Source organism: Cohaesibacter haloalkalitolerans, assembly GCF_003574655.1.
In the GTDB taxonomy this organism is placed as follows: domain Bacteria; phylum Pseudomonadota; class Alphaproteobacteria; order Rhizobiales; family Cohaesibacteraceae; genus Cohaesibacter; species Cohaesibacter haloalkalitolerans.
This window is the reverse complement of sequence record NZ_QNUM01000006.1, coordinates 61,301-78,708: the sequence shown is the minus strand read 5'-3', so window position 1 is coordinate 78,708 and position 17,408 is coordinate 61,301. Positions and strand designations below refer to the sequence as shown.

14 protein-coding genes and 1 tRNA gene are annotated in these 17,408 nt (G+C 57.7%); 3 read left to right on the top strand and 12 right to left on the bottom strand.

Going from position 1 to position 17,408, the window contains the following annotated elements:
- Positions 1–513 precede the first annotated feature (513 nt).
- Complete coding sequence (locus DSL70_RS15600; RefSeq protein WP_245418237.1) at positions 514–1,878, top strand: sigma-54-dependent transcriptional regulator; 1,365 nt, start codon at positions 514–516, stop codon at positions 1,876–1,878.
- Between the two features lie 30 nt (positions 1,879–1,908).
- Here the strand turns inward: DSL70_RS15600 and DSL70_RS15595 are convergent, their stop codons facing one another.
- Together DSL70_RS15595 and DSL70_RS15590 are read right to left on the bottom strand one after the other, a co-directional pair.
- Positions 1,909–3,609, bottom strand: coding sequence for an ATP-binding protein (locus DSL70_RS15595; RefSeq protein ID WP_162916765.1), 1,701 nt, complete (start codon positions 3,607–3,609; stop codon positions 1,909–1,911).
- A gap of 254 nt (positions 3,610–3,863) precedes the next feature.
- The gene (locus tag DSL70_RS15590; RefSeq protein ID WP_119308888.1) at positions 3,864–4,850 is read right to left on the bottom strand and encodes a Gfo/Idh/MocA family protein; all 987 of its coding nucleotides are present in this window, start codon (positions 4,848–4,850) and stop codon (positions 3,864–3,866) included.
- Positions 4,851–5,069: 219 nt separating this feature from the next.
- On the opposite strand from DSL70_RS15590, the gene DSL70_RS15585 reads away from it, so the two are divergent.
- Positions 5,070–5,318, top strand: coding sequence for a hypothetical protein (locus DSL70_RS15585; protein ID WP_162916763.1), 249 nt, complete (start codon positions 5,070–5,072; stop codon positions 5,316–5,318).
- Between the two features lie 221 nt (positions 5,319–5,539).
- On the opposite strand, the gene DSL70_RS15580 is transcribed toward DSL70_RS15585, so the two are convergent.
- The 4 genes from DSL70_RS15580 to DSL70_RS15565 all read right to left on the bottom strand — a co-directional run bounded on the left by DSL70_RS15580 (position 5,540) and on the right by DSL70_RS15565 (position 8,581).
- Positions 5,540–5,616: transfer RNA gene (locus tag DSL70_RS15580), tRNA-Arg, on the bottom strand.
- 203 nt (positions 5,617–5,819) lie between these two features.
- Positions 5,820–6,698 carry an SDR family oxidoreductase gene (locus DSL70_RS15575; protein WP_119308886.1) on the bottom strand — a complete coding sequence of 293 codons (879 nt, stop codon included), beginning with the start codon at positions 6,696–6,698 and terminating at the stop codon, positions 5,820–5,822.
- Positions 6,698–7,864 (bottom strand): tRNA epoxyqueuosine(34) reductase QueG, encoded by a 1,167-nt coding sequence (gene queG, locus DSL70_RS15570; RefSeq protein ID WP_119308885.1) that lies wholly within the window; start codon positions 7,862–7,864, stop codon positions 6,698–6,700. The genes DSL70_RS15575 and queG overlap by 1 nt, the downstream gene beginning before the upstream one ends.
- A 24-nt stretch (positions 7,865–7,888) precedes the next feature.
- Entirely contained in the window at positions 7,889–8,581 is a 693-nt protein-coding gene (locus tag DSL70_RS15565) for a glutathione S-transferase family protein (RefSeq protein ID WP_119308884.1), read from the bottom strand.
- A gap of 209 nt (positions 8,582–8,790) precedes the next feature.
- Between DSL70_RS15565 and DSL70_RS15560 the strand changes: the two genes are divergently transcribed.
- Positions 8,791–9,597, top strand: coding sequence for an undecaprenyl-diphosphate phosphatase (locus tag DSL70_RS15560; protein ID WP_119308883.1), 807 nt, complete (start codon positions 8,791–8,793; stop codon positions 9,595–9,597).
- A 44-nt stretch (positions 9,598–9,641) separates the two neighbouring features.
- Here DSL70_RS15560 and DSL70_RS15555 read toward each other — a convergent pair whose 3' ends face one another.
- The 6 genes from DSL70_RS15555 to DSL70_RS15530 all read right to left on the bottom strand — a co-directional run bounded on the left by DSL70_RS15555 (position 9,642) and on the right by DSL70_RS15530 (position 17,341).
- Positions 9,642–10,286, bottom strand: a complete 645-nt coding sequence (locus tag DSL70_RS15555) for a DsbA family oxidoreductase (RefSeq protein ID WP_119308882.1) — start codon at positions 10,284–10,286, stop codon at positions 9,642–9,644.
- A gap of 55 nt (positions 10,287–10,341) precedes the next feature.
- Positions 10,342–11,190 (bottom strand): TrmH family RNA methyltransferase, encoded by an 849-nt coding sequence (locus DSL70_RS15550; protein WP_119308881.1) that lies wholly within the window; start codon positions 11,188–11,190, stop codon positions 10,342–10,344.
- The gene (locus DSL70_RS15545; protein ID WP_119308880.1) at positions 11,190–12,392 is read right to left on the bottom strand and encodes a class I SAM-dependent methyltransferase; all 1,203 of its coding nucleotides are present in this window, start codon (positions 12,390–12,392) and stop codon (positions 11,190–11,192) included. Before DSL70_RS15545 ends, DSL70_RS15550 begins: the two co-directional genes overlap by 1 nt.
- A gap of 166 nt (positions 12,393–12,558) precedes the next feature.
- Complete coding sequence (locus tag DSL70_RS15540) at positions 12,559–14,235, bottom strand: methyl-accepting chemotaxis protein (RefSeq protein WP_119308879.1); 1,677 nt, start codon at positions 14,233–14,235, stop codon at positions 12,559–12,561.
- A gap of 371 nt (positions 14,236–14,606) precedes the next feature.
- A complete protein-coding gene (locus DSL70_RS15535; RefSeq protein WP_119309174.1) occupies positions 14,607–15,941 on the bottom strand; it encodes a malonyl-CoA decarboxylase in 1,335 nt (444 codons plus the stop codon).
- A gap of 389 nt (positions 15,942–16,330) precedes the next feature.
- Complete coding sequence (locus tag DSL70_RS15530) at positions 16,331–17,341, bottom strand: NAD-dependent epimerase/dehydratase family protein (RefSeq protein ID WP_119308878.1); 1,011 nt, start codon at positions 17,339–17,341, stop codon at positions 16,331–16,333.
- Positions 17,342–17,408 lie beyond the last annotated feature (67 nt).

The window sequence follows — 17,408 nt, the reverse complement described above, 5'->3', positions numbered from 1 at the left end:
AGGCTCGGCCGGCTGTGTGTGCGGATTTCCGGACGGATGCCAAAGCCCAGTGTCACGAAATCCGCACATAGACCAAGGTTGCAAGAAAGGTCTTCCGGCTGCAAAGGGCGAAAGGTTGTCGCCAAACCGGACAGAATCGCCCGTTCGTCGGCTTTTTTCGGTCGCAACGGTTGGTAATTGAGCGCAAACCTCGACCAACAGGCTGCAATGTGTATAAAGTCGAGCAAGAGGAGAAGCCGTGCAGGGAACCCGCGTCAGATCATCGGCAGCAATACCGGTGAAACAGAACGCAGGAAGCATGGTTTGGGCGCTGTCGGCATGCCATCGCGCAGGCCAAGGCGCAGGGAGGGCATTTGACACAATGAATCCAAACAAGAGTTCTAGGAAACCAGGCAAGAGATCTGGGAACCCAGGCAAGAGATCTGGTGCGCCCGTCCGGTGTCACCTTCCTGTTGGCCATCCACCCCGCTCTGCGGTAGCATGCATCATGCCCCTGTCAGCGAGGACCGAATCGTGAGTCAAATCGATATTTCAATAGTCTATATTGAAGATGACAAGAGCGTGCAGTTCGCCTATCGGCAGTCGATGGAGATCTCCGGCTTTACCGTGCTCGTCGCTGACAATGCTGAAGACGGATTGAAGCTGGTCCGCAAGAATCCTGCCTGTGTGGTTCTCACCGACATCCGGCTGCCCGGCATGTCGGGCATCAAGCTGATGGAAAAGGTGCTGGCCGTCGACGAGGCCATCCCCGTCGTCCTGATTACCGGTCATGGGGATGTGGAAATGGCCGTCCACGCCATGAAGCTGGGAGCGCATGATTTCATCGAGAAGCCCTGCAACAATCAGCGCCTGACCGAAATTCTGCAACGGGCAATCGAGAAGCGGCGGCTGGTTCTGGAAAATGTTGCATCCCGCCTGCAGCAGAAGGCCTCAGACGGGCCGGTGATGATAGGGTCCAGCAACGCGATGCAGCGCATTCGCGAGATGATCCTCAATATTTCCGACACCGATGCCGACGTTCTGGTTCAGGGCGAAACCGGCACCGGCAAGGAAGTGGTGGCCAATGCCATCCACATGTGGAGCTCGCGCCGCAGCGGCAATTTCGTGCCCCTCAATTGCGCCGCCTTTCCCGACACCCTGTTTGAAAGCGAAATGTTCGGCCACGAGGCAGGCACCTTCACTGGCGCAACCAAGAAGCGGATCGGCAAGATCGAATATGCCCACAAGGGCACGCTGTTCCTCGACGAGATCGAGAGCATGCCACTCGACATTCAGGCCAAGTTCCTGCGCGTCCTGCAAGAACGCACGGTCGAGCGTCTGGGCAACAATGTGCATGTGCCGGTCGACTGCCGCGTGGTCGCCGCAACCAAGGAAGACCTGCAGGTGCTGAGTGAGAAGAAGGCCTTCCGCTCGGACCTCTATTACCGGCTCAATGTCGTCACCATCCATCTGCCGCCCTTGCGGGAGCGGCGCGAGGACATTCCCGAGCTGTTCTATCATTTCGCCTCACTGGCGTCCCGGCAGTATCGGCGCCCGATGCCCGACATCAAGCCCGAGCTGATCATCTGGCTACAAATGCAAGCCTGGCCGGGCAATGTCCGCGAGCTCAAGCATTTCGCTGATCGCTACATCCTGGGCTTTGTCTCGCCGCAGATCGACGGCTTTGCCATTTCCGATGAAAACCGGATGAGCCTGACCGAATGCCTTGATTCCTTTGAAAAACAGCTGATCGAGGATGCCTTGCGTCAGACCGGGGGGAATGTGGGTGCGGCGGCCAAACAGCTGCTGTTGCCGCGCAAGACCCTCTATGACAAGCTCAACCGGCACGACATCAAGCCGGACAGTTTCCGCTCTGGCTCGGGCGCGCAGACCGATTGAACGGCCACTCCGACCACCTACAACCGCATGTCACTGCTCAGCCGTCGCCACATCGATCCATTCGCGCCATTTGATGACAAATTCGGCGCCACCATCGGGATGGTTGCGGGCAATGATCGAGCCACCCGAGTGCTCCACGATCCCCTTGACGATGGCCAGCCCCAGACCGGTGCCCTGCTGCTTGGTGGAGAAATAGGATTCAAAGATCTGCGACGGGTCGGAGATGCCGCTGCCATTGTCCCGGATCGTCACCACGACCTTGTCAGGTCCGCTGGTCCGGCTCTTCTCCTTGCTGATGCGGATCTCCAGCCGCTTCTTCTCCTGTGTGGCCATTGCCTCAATGGCATTGGTGATGAGATTGCTGAAGATCTGGCCAAGGCCGATCTCGTTGCAGGGAACCTCTATGACATTGTGGCTGGCGTGAAAATCGAGCGGCACATTGTTCTTTTTCAGCGTTGCCTGAAACAGCCGGATGGAGGAATTGGCGACCAGCACCACATTGGCATTGCCGCTGGCGATGCGGTGGCGGCTGGCGAAGGATTTCAATTCCGAGATCTGCTGGGTCATCCGCTCGATATGGCTGGCAACGAGCGCCAGATTGTCATCGACCTGCGGATAGAGCTTGCGCGCCAGCATCAGCCGTGAAGTGTCAAGCAGCATGTAGATGGCCGAAAGCGGCTGGTTGAATTCATGGGCCAGTTCCGTCGCCATCTGGCCGATGGAGGCGAGCTTGCTGTTTTCCACGAGCTGGGTGCGGAGCTTGAGGATGCTGCGGTTGTATTTGTTGCGGAAGTTGCGGAAGGAGAATATGACGATGGCATAAACCAGCACCACCAGCAGCAGCGCGAGCCCCGCCAGGGCATAATAGTAATGGGTGCTCTGCAGCGAGAGGATCGTCCAGCCATAGGTGATGATATTCTCTTCAATGGAGAATTTCCCCGGCAACAGACAGCCGAACATCGAATTGCTGTAGAAGGTCATGTCGCCGACCCGATAGCAGGGCTGGAGTTCGATCGGGCTCAGCAGATGGCGGACGAACTGCTTTTCGGAATCGACCTTGTCGATGGCGATCTGGCTGATGTCGCCGAAGGTCTTGTTCTTCCATGCCTTGTTCGAGCTCAGAAAGATGATGTTATTGCGGTCATGGACGAGGATTTCGTCCGGTCCGGACCCCCACACATCCTCAAGGCTTGACAGGTTGATCTCGATGGTAATGGCACCGACTATCGCGTCACCGGAGCGCAGACCATAGGATATGAAATATCCCGGCGTCAGAGAGGTGATGCCGACACCATAGAACTGCCCCAGCCGACCAGCCATTGCCTCCTTGAAATAGGGCCTGAAGCCGTAATTCTTGCCAATATAGCTGTCCTTGCTGTCCCAGTTGCTCGAAGCAATGGCCCTGCCGGAGCGATCCTGCACGAACACGGTGGCGACATTGGTGGCATATTTGATCCGCTGCAGGAAAAAGCCGCTTTCGGTTGCGTTGAGATCGCCGGAGACGATATCGACGATCTTCTGGTTCTGGGACAGAATGAACGGCAGGAACTTGTACTGATAGATCGAGGACTCAAGGCTCGATTTGTACATGTTGATGATCAGCGCACTGGAATTGATGCGGTTTTTCATCTCTTCATAGAAGGGGAAAGAGATGATGATGAAGAGAAAGGAGATGATCAGCAGATGGAGCGACTTGGTCCTTATGAAGGGCATCAGCTTGGCAAGCATCATCTTCATCCGTCAGATGGCTGGTTGGAATGCCCTGTCACGGCAGGGCAGCGTCGTGCGGGACATCATACCCGTGCTTTGGCAGAAATGACCAGCCCTGAATAGGCGAGCCCGCAGCTGACGGCCAGCACGCCAGAAACAGGCCCGACACAAGCCTGAGTCCCGATAGGGGCGGGTGGAGCACGCGCGAAAAAAGGGGCTCAGGAAAGCCCCTCTTCTCACATGATCCGGCCTTCAGCGACAGCATGTCCCCGGGCTCAGACGTCCACCCAGCCATCGCTGAGGTCGGCAGCATAGAGCGCGTCGATGGCGGCCTGGTTGGCGCGCGAGCTTTCAAGCGAGAACAGGGTAACATCCTCACCGGCAATCCTGTCGCCAATGGCCTCGACCTGCAGCTGATACTGGTAGGCTGTCTGGAAGTTCCATGTCTTCACTTCGCTATGGGACGCATTGTAGAGACTGACGCTGACCGCATCATAGTTCAGCGTGTTGAAGGGTGCGGATACCTCGATCATGCCCTTGTCGCCATGGAAGGTCATGCTCTGGCGCAGCGCCAGCTGGGTTGCGCAATAGAAGGTCATGTCGAAGCTGCCGAAATCATACTGGCAGTTGGCATAGATGTCGGTTCCGAAATTCGGATCCCGCTCGATTGAGGCTCTGGCTCGCAACGGTTCCTTGCCGGTGGCGAACCGGGCGGTGACCGTCGGGTAGACGCCAATATCCGGCAAGCCGCCGCCACCAAGTTCCACCTGGTTGCGCATGTTGTTCGGATCGACATTGTAATAGGTGAAGACGCCCTGAATATGCTTTAGCACACCGATGGCCCCATCGGCCAGAAGCGAGCGAACGAGCTGCCACTGCGGATGGTAGGTCACCATGAAGGCTTCGGTTGCCACAAGACCGCTCTTGTCACGGGCCTCTATCAGCGCTTCGATTTCCCTTGCATGCAGTGAAATCGGCTTTTCGCACAGCACATGCTTGCCAGCTTCAAGGCAACGCCGGGTCCATTCCACATGCTGCGATGTCGGCAAGGGGATATAGATGGCATCCACATCCTTGCTGGCAAGCAACTCCTCGTAGCTGCCAAACGCCAGCGGCATGCCAAATCGCTCGGCAAAGGCTTTTGCGTTTTCCCCGTTCCTGCTGGCAACAGCCTGCAAGAGCCCATTTCTGGATGCATGGATGGCTGGCACCAATTGTTCACGTGCTATCTTCGCTGTTCCAAGTATACCCCAACGGATCATTTGCTTCTCCCATGTTTCTTATTGGGATTGTACCAGTTGATATGTCCCGATCACAACGTTCAAGGCCACAATTTTGCTCGGTTTCAACTCGAATTCCGTCTAAATCGAACACTTGGGTACGATAATTGGGCTGAACGATGGAGTGTGGTGGTGCCGAGATATAATTTGTTTTTCCATTCGAACGAATTGCCCCAAACCTTCGAGGAAGGTGAACAGGATATGGCCGCCTTGAAGACCTGGAGCGAGTCGTTCGAGAAGGTTGTTGTCAATCCGGGCAGCGTCCTGAAGCAGTCGATGATGGTGACGCTTGACAATGTGGAACTCATGCCGGTGGGAGAAACACTTTCTGCCTACGCCGAAATCCAGGTCAAGAATCCCGATGAGGCCGTGAAGGTCGCCAGGAGCTGGCCGATCCTCGACAAGGGTTATGTGATGATTTCCGAAGTGGTCGACATGGAGTTGGACTGATCGGCGCATGATGCGCGGTCCGTCTGACAGTTTTCTTCACCAAGAATGAGAAGGGCGCTCCGGCGCCTTTTTTGTTGCCTGCCACAAGCGGCACCAACACAACACCCAATCCACAAGGCCCAGGGCGCAAAGCCCACGACACACCGTACAAAACACCACGAACCAATGCCATCGCTGGCAGGTGACAGGAATTCGATTTTCGCGGAAGAAAAGAAGAGAGATGGCGCGCCCGAAAGGATTCGAACCTCTGACCCCCAGATTCGTAGTCTGGTGCTCTATCCAGCTGAGCTACGGGCGCTTCCCTCTTTGCCGGCTGATTTGTGCTCGGCAAGTGAGGCTGTTGTCTAATCCCTATTGACCGACTTGGCAAGGGCGTTTGCGTTTTTATTTCACTTTTTTAACAGCGTAGCTTTTGCCTGTGAAAAGTGATGCACCTTGTTGCCCGGAGCATGGCTGCAAAAGGGGCTTCCAAAGCCAATCGCTGCTTGCAAGAGATCAGGATCAGCTTTGCGCTTGCCAGCTATCCGTTTGCCACATATGCGTAAATGCCTCCCGATAGGTCGGATAGCGCAGAACGCCGCCGATCAGTTCGTGCAGGCGGATGTTGCTGCAGCGCTTGTTCTCGCCGTAGAAGCTGCGGGCCATCGGAGTCATCTCCGCTTCCGCGAAGGTCTGCTCCTGCGGGCGAGGCAGGCCCATCAGGTCGGCACAGAAATAGACCACCTCCTGCGGTGCGGCCGGTTCATCATCCACGACATTGAGAATGCCCTTGTGGCGCCGTCTGGCGGCGATGGAAACGGCAAGGGCGATGTCATCGACATGAATGCGGTTGAACATCTGGCCGGGTTTGTTGATGGCGCGGCAGGTGCCTGCATCGAGCTTGATCATCTGGTTCCGCCCCGGACCATAGATGCCTGCCAGCCGGTAGATGCCTAGAGGGACATCGATTTCGGCGGCCAGCGTCTGCCATGCGGCTTCGGCTGCAACCCGCTGGACCGAACGCGTCGATACCGGCCGGCATTCCGTCTCTTCGTCAACCCATACCCCCTTGTGGTCGCCATAAACCCCGACGGTGGACAGATAGCCGATCCAGCGCAGCGACGGCATGGCCTTGATCTCGGCGAGCAAGCTATTGAGCACAGGATCCCCGTCCGCATCCGGCGCGATGGACACCAGAACATGGGTCGCTTCGGCCAATGTCGCTTTCAACTGGTCCGAAGGCGTCTGGCCATCAAACAGGATCGCCTCGACATCGTCGGCGCGCATGGCTTCGGCCTTGCTTTCAGATCGGGTGGTTGCGGCAATCCAGTCGCATTCGGGAGACAACTCCCGTGCAATCGCCCGGGCGCTATAGCCATATCCGAAGATAAACAGTTTCATTATGCCATTCCTTTCAGCGCCAATTGCCATTCTTCCTTTACATCGGGATCCTGTTCCGGACCACCCTGGTCTTTTGCCAATTGGGCAAAGTCCTGTTGATGCATCAACTGTCCAAGCGCCCAGACGGCAGCGCCCCGCACCATCGGATCGGCATCGCCCAGATGCGGCATGACCCTGCCAACCAGATCCGCCCTGCCCGCATTGCCCGCAGCTATCAGCACGTTACGCAAAAAGCGGTTGCGCCCGATGCGCTTGATCGGCGAGCCGGAAAAATGCTGCCGGAAGGCCGTATCGTCCAGCACCAGGAAATCGGCAAGGGCGGGTGCCTTGAGATCATCACGGGCCTTGAGCTTTGCCTCGCTCGCAGCCTCGGCAAACTTGTTCCACGGGCAGGCCGCAAGGCAGTCGTCGCAGCCATAGATGCGATTGCCGATGGCGCGGCGGAGCGCATGGGGTACAGGCCCTTTGTTCTCGATGGTAAGATAGGAAATGCAGCGCCGGGCATCAATCTGGTAGGGCCGGGGGAAGGCCCCCGTCGGGCAGGCTTGTTGACAGGCAACACAGGAGCCACAGTGATCGCTTTCCGGCCCATCAGGGTCCAGATCCAGATTGGTGAAGATCGCGCCCAGAAACAGCCATGAGCCAAGCTCGCGGCTGACCAGATTGGTGTGCTTGCCCTGCCAGCCCAGACCGGCAAGCTGGGCCAGCGGTTTTTCCATCACCGGCGCGGTATCGACGAAGACCTTGATCGCACCGTCAGGCTGGCCCTCGCGCAGGCGCGAGAGCAGTTTGGCCGACAGCTGCTTGAGCCGTCCCTTGATCAGGTCGTGATAATCGCGATGGCGGGCATAGACCGAGATATTGGCCTTGTCCGGGCTTGCCAGCAACAGGCGCGGATCCTCATCGGGACCATAGTTGAAGCCGAGCATGATGATCGACTTGACCTCGTCCCAGAGGTTGGCCGGGTGGGCGCGCCGTTGCAGCGTCTCTTCCATCCAGTCCATCGAGCCGTGATAGCCCTCACCGACAAAGCGCCTGAGGATCACCTCACGGTTTTCGGCATCCTCGGCACGACAGATCCGCATCCGGGCAAAGCCCAATGCCTCGGCCTCCCTTTCCAAGAAAGCCTTCAATGTCGCCTGTTTATCCGGATTTGGCACGATCATGCCCCATCATTGTCGGAGAAATGCCTAGAAGTCCAGATCCATGTAATGGCTCGACGGGGGAATGCCCTTGAGACTGTCATTGAGCAGCGGACGGAAGGCCGGACGCGACTTGATGCGCTGATACCACTCCTTGACCATGGGTTCCTTTTCCCATGGCACCTCTCCCAGATAGTCGATGGAAGACAGCATGGCTCCGGCGGCAAGATCGGCGTAGGAGAAATTCTCGCCAGCCAGCCATTTGCGCCGTTCAGTCAGGTAGGCAATGTAGTTGAGATGGATCCGCAGGTTGGCCCGCGCGGCCCTGAGCAGGGTCGAATCAGGCGAGCCGCCTCCTTCGCTGGGGCGACGCATGCGCTTGTAGACCTTCTCCTCGATGAAGAAACCTGCGCTTTCATCCACCGCCTTGACCAGAAACCAGTGCACCAGACGGCGCACTTCGGCGCGATGGTTGGGATGATCGGGCATCAAGCGGCGTGTCCCGAGCGCATAGCCGCGGGTCTCATCCAGATACTCCGCAATCGTCATCGCACCACAGACCGGCGGCCCGTCATTTTCCCTCAGCACAGGCACTGTGCCCGCCGGATTGACCAGCAGGAAATCTTCCGTCCGTTCCCAGGGCAGAATTTCCTTTAATTCAGCCGTTGCCTTACATTCGGCCAGAATCAGGCGTGTAAAGCGCGAAGGAATAGACATCATGGTGTGATAGAGCAGAAGCATTGCCCGTGAGTTTCCTTTCGTCCTCATGCTTTGTCGAGCAGAAAACTGGCAAAAATGTGGATGCCAGTTCATTCAAGTATGAAATGATTATCAGCTATTTAATGGACATGATTTATAAGCGCCCATTACGAGGCTGGCCCCGGTCCGGGGAGTAGAACGCGAACATAGTGGCAGAAATATTTTTCTGCCAGAAAAAGATTGGGATAAAAATGGATCTTGCCACATATTTCGAAGCCGTCATTTTGGGGCTTATTGAAGGCCTGACGGAATTTCTACCCGTGTCCTCAACCGGTCATATATTGCTGGCCGGTCACTTCCTTGGATTTCAGAATGATGGCAAGACCTTCGAGGTGCTGATCCAGCTCGGTGCCATTCTGGCGATCCTGACCGTTTATTTCCATCGCCTCCTGAAGATCGCCATCGATCTTCCCACCAGCCGCAAGGCGCGGATGTTCGTTATCGGCATCCTCCTGGCCTTTCTTCCCGCTGCCGTGCTCGGGGCAAGCCTGCATGGCTTCATCAAGCAGGTGCTGTTCGAAAGCCCGCGGCTTATCTGCACGACGCTGATCATTGGCGGCGTGGTGCTCGCCTGGGTCGACCGGCTCGACCTCAAGCCACGCTATACGGACATCATGGACTACCCGCTGTCGCTGTGCTTCAAGATCGGCCTGTTCCAGTGTCTGGCGCTCATTCCGGGCATGTCGCGGTCCGGCTCGACGATTGCAGGCGCACTGGTGATGGGTACCGACAAGCGATCGGCTGCTGAATTCTCGTTCTTTCTGGCCATGCCGACCATGGCTGGCGCCTTTGCCTATGACCTCTACAAGAACCGGGACATCATCAGTCTCGATCAGGCTGGCGTCATCGGCGTCGGCTTCGTGGCAGCCTTCATCGCCGCCGTCTTCGTCGTCAGGCAGCTCCTCGACTTTGTCTCCCGCCACGGCTTCATGCCATTCGCCATCTGGCGTATCGTCGTCGGCGGGTTGGGGCTCATCGGGCTTTATGTGGTGGGCTGACGCCGGGTTACGCCAGACGCTGGACCTTTCCCTGAGACCCGGCCCTATCCCTTTTGGCGGGTCATTTCCGACAGTATCTGACTGAATTGCTCGACGCCAACGGCACCAGGCACCAGATATTTGCGGTCAATGATCACGGCAGGCACGCTGTTGACGCCCTGCTGTTGCCAGAAAGCCATATCTTCACGCACTTCCCTGTCATAGCGCTGCTCGCTCAGGATGGCGCGGGCCTCGTCGGCGTCAAAGCCCAGATCGGCGACAATCCCGACCAACACTTCGCGATTGCTGATGTCGAGCCCGTCGGCGAAATAGGCCTTCTGGAAGGCCTGCTTGACCTCGGTATCGCGCCCGGAGAGCGCAGCCCAATGGATGAGCTGATGGGCATCATGGGTGTTGAACATACGCATGTCGTCGGTGAAATTGAACCGGAAGCCAACCTCTGCACCAAGCCGCGTGATGTGGTCGCGGTTCTGCTTGCTCTGTGCCGGGGTGACGCCATATTTCTGGCGCAGATGCTCGCCCAGATTCTGCCCCTCCTGCCCCATGTCCGGATTGAGCTGAAAGGGCTGCCAGTGGATCTCGGCATCAAGGCCCAGCCGTTCCAGCGCCACGCGCAGCTGGTTGTAGCCCACGGCGCACCACGGGCAGACAACATCCGAGACAATGTCGATGTGAAGGGGTTGGGTCATGTCAGCTTCCTCTATAAGGGATAATCCTGAGCATATAGGAAGCCGACCCTGGCGATTAAAGCCCCAGTTTGCCTTCGCGCAGCCGAAACAGGGTGATGCCGGTTGAGATGGCGAGATTGAGGCTCTCTGCCCGGCCTGCCATCGGGATCTTGACCAGATGGTCGCAGCTCTCGGCGAAATCGTCCGGCAAACCCGACTGTTCGTTGCCCATCATCACCATAACCGGTTCCTTCGGCTTGACCGTGCGATAATCGACTGCGCCCTTGAGATGGGTGCCGACGATCTCGCCGGGCCAGCTCTTGCGCCAGCTCAGGAATTCCTCGCGGGTGGCCCGGTAGAGCGGTACGTGAAAGATGGACCCCATGGTGGCGCGAACGGCTTCAAGGCTGAATGGATCGGTGGTCTCGCCAATCAGCAACAGGGCACTGGCACCGACAGCGTCAGTCGTCCGGATGATCGTCCCCAGATTGCCAGGATCCTTGACCCCTTCGAGCGCCACGGCCATGTCGGCACCAGAAGCTGCCATGTCCTTTGCCAGATCGGCGAGCGTACCGATGCGTTGACGGAAGACGCCGATGACATGCTGCGGGTTGTCGCGGTGGGTCAGCTTGGAAAGCACCTGTTCGGAAACCTCAAGAATGAGCCCGCCACGAGCATAGACCTTGGCGGCCACCTGCTGCACCAGCTCGTGGCTCTTGATATTCTTGGCATAGACCAGAATGTCGGCATCCCAGCCCGCGTCCAGCGCGAAGGCGACCAGCTGCAGCCCCTCGGCCATGAACTGGCCGGTTTCGGCGCGCACCTTGCGGCGTTCAAGTGACCGGATGTCCTTGATATGCTGGTTGGAGACGGCAGTGATTTCCTTGATCAGGCCCTTTTTCGTGGCGCGGCTTTCGGTTTCCATTATTGCTCCGCCTCCTCCTGTTTGGTGAGTGGTCGCCAGCGGGTGTAGAGCGAGGTGTTGAGCTTGCGCTCGCCCTTTTCTTCCGACAGCATCAATTCGCCCGATTCCACGATACCGCCCTCTCCGGTCATCACCTCGATCATCAATTCATCGAAGGCGGCATAGGAGGCACGCATCGCGTAGCAGGTGAGCGTGAAGAACAGCGCCTCTTTCGAGAGGATCTGACGGCAGGCATCCAGCATTTCGGGCAGCATCTCGAACAGCTGCCAGACCTCACCCTTGGGGCCGCGGCCAAACTTGGGGGGATCGAGCAGGATGCCGTCATAGACGTTGCCGCGACGGATTTCGCGCTGGACGAATTTCATGGCATCATCGACGATCCAGCGGATCGGCTTGTCGTCGAGACCGGCCAGCATCTGGTTTTCCTTGCCATAGCCGACGGCCTTCTTGGAGGCATCGACATGGGTCACCTCGGCGCCGGCCCGGGCGGCGACCAGTGAGGCGACACCGGAATAGCCGAACAGATTGAGCACGCGCGGCGCACGGCCAAGATAGGCCGAGCGGATCTGCCTGTCCATCCACGCCCAATGGGCGGCCTGTTCGGGGAAGAAGCCGACATGGCGGAAGGCGGTGAAACGGCCATAGAAGCGGATGTCATCCCAATGGGTTTCCCATGTCTCACCCAGAGGCTCAGGATAGCGCCAGCGCCCTGGCCCTTCTTCCTCCAGATCGCCGGAGAAAAAGGCATCAGCAGCATCCCACACAGCCTTGGCAAGGCGCGGACTGCCCATGGCCTGCGGCTCCGGACGGACGATGGTATAGGGGCCGTAGCGCTCCAGCTTCTGGCCGTGCCCCATATCGATGAGAGCATAGTCGTCCCACGGATCCGTCACCATCAGCGCAAAGGGCGTGCGACGGGGAACGGGCCCCTCAGGCCGTGGCGGCAGCACGAAAGGCTCGCGGGCCTCTTCCTGCGGTTTGGGGGCCTGCTGTGCTTCCCTTGCCGTGTCCTTGCCCTGATTGTGCTTGACAATACGTCCGGGCTTGAAGGCTGGCTTGCGCCCATTGGCATTGGGCTCATAGGCGCGGTCATCCCTGTTGCGCGACGCACCGGACGGTTTGCTGCGGCCACCGGAGCCCGCTTTTGCTCCCCCTTTGGGGTTACCCTGTCTGGACGAACTTCCACCGCGCCTCTGAGCCATGACTATCCTTGAGCATCCTCTGTCTGCACCATCGGCGCGAAGATCGGGCCGGGTCCTTTCTATAGCGGTTGACTGATTGGCACGCAAGAAAAAGGGCGGGAAACCCGCCCTCTCATCATGACTTTATCCATTCGAGATCCATGTGACCCGATTTAAGGTCGACCCGTCAGGCGCTCGACACCTTGATCAGGAACTGGTCGACTGTATTGGCAAGGCCAGATGCGCACCGGTTGACATCGATCGACACCGCACTGACTTCGTCAACCGCCTTGTGGGTCTCACCGACCGCATCAGACACAACGCCGATATCCTGGCTGAGCGCCGTGGTGCCTCTTGCAGCTTCCTGAATGGAATTGGCAATTTCATTGGTTGCCAGACTCTGCTGCTGCACCGCTTCGGAAATGGAGGCGGTGAAGCCATTGACCTGCTCGATGGTCGTGCCGATTTCCTCGATGGATTGCACCGCTTCCTGAGTTTCGCTCTGGATGGCATTGATCTGGGCGGAAATCTGCTCCGTCGCCTTGGAGGTCTGGTTTGCCAGTTCCTTGACTTCGGATGCGACCACCGCAAAGCCCTTGCCCATTTCCCCCGCGCGCGCCGCCTCGATGGTCGCATTGAGCGCCAGAAGGTTGGTCTGCTCGGCGATATCCTGAATGAGGCTGACCACGTCACCGATCTGCTGGGCGGCAGCGGCCAGCGAGCCAACGCGATCATTAGCAGCGCCGGTGGTGATCATGGCCGTGTTGACGGCACTCGTCGCCTGATCGACCTGACGGGCGATCTCGCCGATGGAAGCGGAAAACTCCTCACTGGCCGCCGCAACCGTCTGGACGTTGGAAGACGCAAGCGAGGCGGCTCCCTGAGCCTTTCCAGACCGCTCGGCGGTGCGGTTGGAGAGGGTGGAGAGGTTGCCTGCGGTGGCTTGCAGACGCTGCATCTGCTCGGATACCACGCTCAATTCGCCCGTTGCCTCGCTGCGGAAGGCCTCGATCAACCGATCGATCTGGATCTGCCGCTCGGCGCGGGCTGCCTGATCCTTTTCCTGCTGGGCAGCAAGCACCTTGCGTTCTTCCCGCATGTCACGGAAGATCTTGACGGATCCGGCCATTTCGCCAAGCTCATCGCTGCGCCCTTCAGCCGGGATCACATCCACAGCATGATCGGAGGCCAGACGCAGCATGGTTTCCTTGAGGGCGTGCACCGGATGGATGATCGAGCGGATTGTGAGCCAGGCCGCAAGAAGGCTGATGATCAGAACAATGCTGCCGATGAGCAGCATCATCCGGGTGTTTGACCAGAGGATGGCCTGCAGGTCATCGATATAGACCCCGGTGCCCACCACCCAACCCCAAGGGGCAAAGGCCTTTACATAAGAGAGCTTGTCAACGGCATTCTCGGACCCGGCCTTTGGCCACATGTAGCCGACGAACCCCGCACCCCCGGTCTTGACTGCCTTGACGAAGGCAGGAAAGATATTGACACCGTTGGCATCCTTGAGGTCGGAGAGATTCTTGCCATTCAGTTCAGGCTTGGCAGCATGCATCACGATGACACTGTTCATGTCATTGATCCAGAAATACTCGCTCCCCCGATAGCGCATGAACTGGATGGCCTTGGCCGCAGCAAGCTTGGCCTCATCCTCTGACATCTCTCCCGACTTGAAGGCGTCATATTTCGATTGCGCCACGTTGACTGCAGCATCAACAAGGCTCTTGAGTTCCTCAGCCTTCTGATCGGACAATTCGCTTCTGAAACTCCTGTCCATGGTAAAGCTCAGGCATGACAGACCGATAAAAAATATGCCCACCAACAGATAGAGGCGTTTCGCAATGGTAAAGCGCATGAGATGTCCCTTTCCGTTGCCACCGCAACAGTGCAAACCCGACAAAGCTCCGCTCAGCGATCACCTTGTGGACCCAAGGTCCTTTCCCTCCATTTTGGCGAATGAAAAGCAATGTTTGCAGGCGGGAATGCGGAGCCGTTGTAATGAGGCTACGGGAACATAGTGGATGGTTCGTTAATATGACAGAGAAGTTATTGGGATAATTACTGAGAAATTACTCAAATACAGCAGACAGACAAGACAAAAGATCAATTAAATCCTTAGTTGCCAAAAAACTTCTTTACCCCTTGCATCTAAACTAAAACAGCATCAATAAAAAAGCGGGCATCCCTGCCCGCTTACGCTATACCATGCATTTCCCCGCGCAGACGTTACGCGGTTTCTGCCTTGGTCGTGGCCTTCGCCGCGATCTTGATCTTCGCATTGGCCAGAGACTTCACTTCAGACGAGGCGGCAACGGTTCCGTCCGTTGCGTAGGCCTGATGGTGCTCCTCGATCTTGTTCTCGTCGTAGAGATAATTGACCATGACACCCCAGCTGATGCGCCTGCCGCGTTCGGACAGGTCGGCGCTGGCGTGAACCTTGTGCAGGATAGCGCCATTGCCGAGGTGGAAATTGGCAACCGGGTCGAAAGCCGTACCCTTCTTGCTGCGCGCGTTGAGCAAATAGCGGGCGGCAAGCGGAGCCACAAACTCGTCGGCAGGAACCTCGTCCTCGCCAAGGGCGGCAAGGGCTGTCCGTTCTTCCGGCTTGAGGAGCGGATCTTCGCTTTCGATGGCACTCTTGATCCAGCGGCGGAAGCCCGGCACCGGCGACAGGGTCACGAAGGTATGCAGCGACGGGAATTCCTTCTGCAATTCGGCGACAACCTGCTTGATGAGGAAGTTGCCGAAGGAAATGCCCCGCAGGCCGAACTGACAGTTGGAGATCGAATAGAAGATCGCAGCCGACGCGCTGCGCGGATCGACACGCTCGCGCTCCTGCTCCAGAATGGACGCGATGGATTTCGGAATGGCACGGGTCAAGGCCACTTCGACAAAGATCAGCGGATCGCTCGGCATGGCCGGATGGAAAAAGGCAAACAGGCGTCGGTCCGGATCGGCCACTCGCTGGCGCAGATCGTCCCAGCCGTGAATGCGGTGTACGGCTTCATAGGCGATGATCTTTTCCAGAATTGCTGCCGACGTGGACCAGTCGATCCGTTCGATCTCAAGAAAACCGCGGTTGAACCAGGACGAGAACAGATGCTGGAAGTCATGATCAAGCCCCTTCAGTTCGGGCTCGTCCTTGACATGGGCCAGAAGGTCGGCGCGCATGTTGACGATGCGGGCCGTGGCGCCGGGCACCCGGTTGAGACGCCGGATCAGCTCCTGGCTCTTCGGCTCGGCGGCAAAATACAGATCGCGGGCAGATGCCTGATCGCCGGGCTCCCAGGCGGCAACCGCCTTGGAGAGCATCTCGTGGTCGACGCCAAATTCCTCGGACACTTTCACGAAAAAGGCATGGCGCTCTTCCGGTGTGGCAGCTTCATAGATATCGAGAATCTTCAAGGCATTCTTCAGGCCGGAGGCTTCGCCCTTGTCACCAACAAGCTCCTTGCACAGCGGGATCAGCTGATCTGCCGACAGCGCCGCCTTGGTTGACAGGAAGGGCCCTGCGTTCGCAATGCGCTGAAGCATATCGCTCAGAAAACTCTTTGCTGCCATGGTCATAAACCTCTTTGTCTTGCTGGTCAGGAAGCGAAATTGTCACCATGAATGATGTCAATTTTTTGAATTGCCTTCCAAAGATAGGGGGCGTGAAGGGGGAGAAACAAGTTATCTCTTTGCACCAGTCCCATGACCATGGCGTATCACACCAGTCCACGACGAACGGCGTGCGCGCGAACTCGACCAGCAAGCCACTGAATTATATTAACTTTTCCAGAGGAAACAGACCATCGACCACCCCGCCATACACTTTACCGTGAGGCCGTTCTGCATGTTGGCCATGCATCAGGCGCCTGCCTGCTCTGGCGCATCAACAGGCAGCGGATGAGGGGAAGCTCTTTGCCGTAGCGGTGGTTCCGGGCTTGCGCGAATGAGCGGGGCCTTGGCTACTTGTCGTAATAGTCGCGGAACCAGTTGATGAACTTGCCCACCCCCTGCCGGATATCCGTCTGCGGGGCATAGCCGGTCAGAGACTTGAGCAGATCGCAATTGGCCCATGTCTCATAGACGTCACCCTTCTGCATCGGCAGATAGTTGCGTGTTGCCTTGAGGCCCAGTTCAGCTTCGATCGCATCGACAAAATCGAGCAGACGCACCTTGTTGGAGTTGCCGATATTGACCACCCGATAGGGCGCAACCGGCGAAAGGCTGTCGCCCTCTGCCACCTTGCCATCTTCCTGGCGCTCAGGCACCGCATCAATCAGCAGGCGGATGGCGTTGACGAGATCCTCGACATAGGTGAAATCACGATACATCTCACCATTGTTGTAGATGTCGATCGGCCGACCATCCAGAATGGCGTCGGTGAATTTGAACAGCGCCATGTCGGGGCGTCCCCACGGGCCATAGACCGTGAAGAAGCGGAACATGGTCACCGGCAGGCCCCACAGATGGGCGTAGGAATGGGCCATGCTCTCGCAGGATTTCTTGGTGGCGGCATAGAAGGAGACCTGCAGGTCGACCTTGTCGGTTTCGCGAAAAGGCTGGACTTCGTTGGCCCCATAGACAGACGAGGTGGAGGCCATCAGCAGGTGTTCCACCTTCAGCGCATTGGCCGCTTCCAGAATGTTGAAACTGCCCACGATGTTGGATTCCAGATAGGAGCGCGGATTTTCCATGCTGTAGCGGACGCCCGCCTGCCCGGCCAGATGCACGATGACATCAGGCTGAAAGTCGGTCATCACCCGGTTGAGCAAGTCAGCATCTTCCAGCATGCCGACAGTGGTCTGAAAGCGCTCATTCTGCAGCAGCATGGCCTGGCGGCGTTCTTTCAGTCTCACATCATAATAGTCGGTCATGGCATCATAGCCATGGACTGCAAAGCCTTCGGCAAGGAGCCGTTTTGCGAGATGAAAGCCGATGAAGCCGGCGGTGCCCGTAATGAAAACGCGTTTCAAGGTCTGATTCTTTCTTCTGTCGGACGGGCGCAGTCTCTTGGACGCGCCAGAGCCATCCGGATGATCA

Excerpts from the sequence above, each read along its gene's own strand:
- DSL70_RS15595 (WP_162916765.1), bottom strand. The coding sequence starts at position 3,609 with ATGATGCTTGCCAAGCTGATGCCCTTCATAAGGACCAAGTCGCTCCAT.
- DSL70_RS15575 (WP_119308886.1), bottom strand. The coding sequence starts at position 6,698 with ATGAAACTGTTTATCTTCGGATATGGCTATAGCGCCCGGGCGATTGCA.
- DSL70_RS15555 (WP_119308882.1), bottom strand. The coding sequence starts at position 10,286 with ATGACCCAACCCCTTCACATCGACATTGTCTCGGATGTTGTCTGCCCG.
- queG (WP_119308885.1), bottom strand. The coding sequence starts at position 7,864 with ATGATCGTGCCAAATCCGGATAAACAGGCGACATTGAAGGCTTTCTTG.
- DSL70_RS15540 (WP_119308879.1), bottom strand. The coding sequence starts at position 14,235 with ATGCGCTTTACCATTGCGAAACGCCTCTATCTGTTGGTGGGCATATTT.
- DSL70_RS15560 (WP_119308883.1), top strand. The coding sequence starts at position 8,791 with ATGGATCTTGCCACATATTTCGAAGCCGTCATTTTGGGGCTTATTGAA.
- DSL70_RS15585 (WP_162916763.1), top strand. The coding sequence starts at position 5,070 with ATGGCCGCCTTGAAGACCTGGAGCGAGTCGTTCGAGAAGGTTGTTGTC.
- DSL70_RS15590 (WP_119308888.1), bottom strand. The coding sequence starts at position 4,850 with ATGATCCGTTGGGGTATACTTGGAACAGCGAAGATAGCACGTGAACAA.
- DSL70_RS15545 (WP_119308880.1), bottom strand. The coding sequence starts at position 12,392 with ATGGCTCAGAGGCGCGGTGGAAGTTCGTCCAGACAGGGTAACCCCAAA.
- DSL70_RS15565 (WP_119308884.1), bottom strand. The coding sequence starts at position 8,581 with ATGCTTCTGCTCTATCACACCATGATGTCTATTCCTTCGCGCTTTACA.
- DSL70_RS15535 (WP_119309174.1), bottom strand. The coding sequence starts at position 15,941 with ATGGCAGCAAAGAGTTTTCTGAGCGATATGCTTCAGCGCATTGCGAAC.
- DSL70_RS15550 (WP_119308881.1), bottom strand. The coding sequence starts at position 11,190 with ATGGAAACCGAAAGCCGCGCCACGAAAAAGGGCCTGATCAAGGAAATC.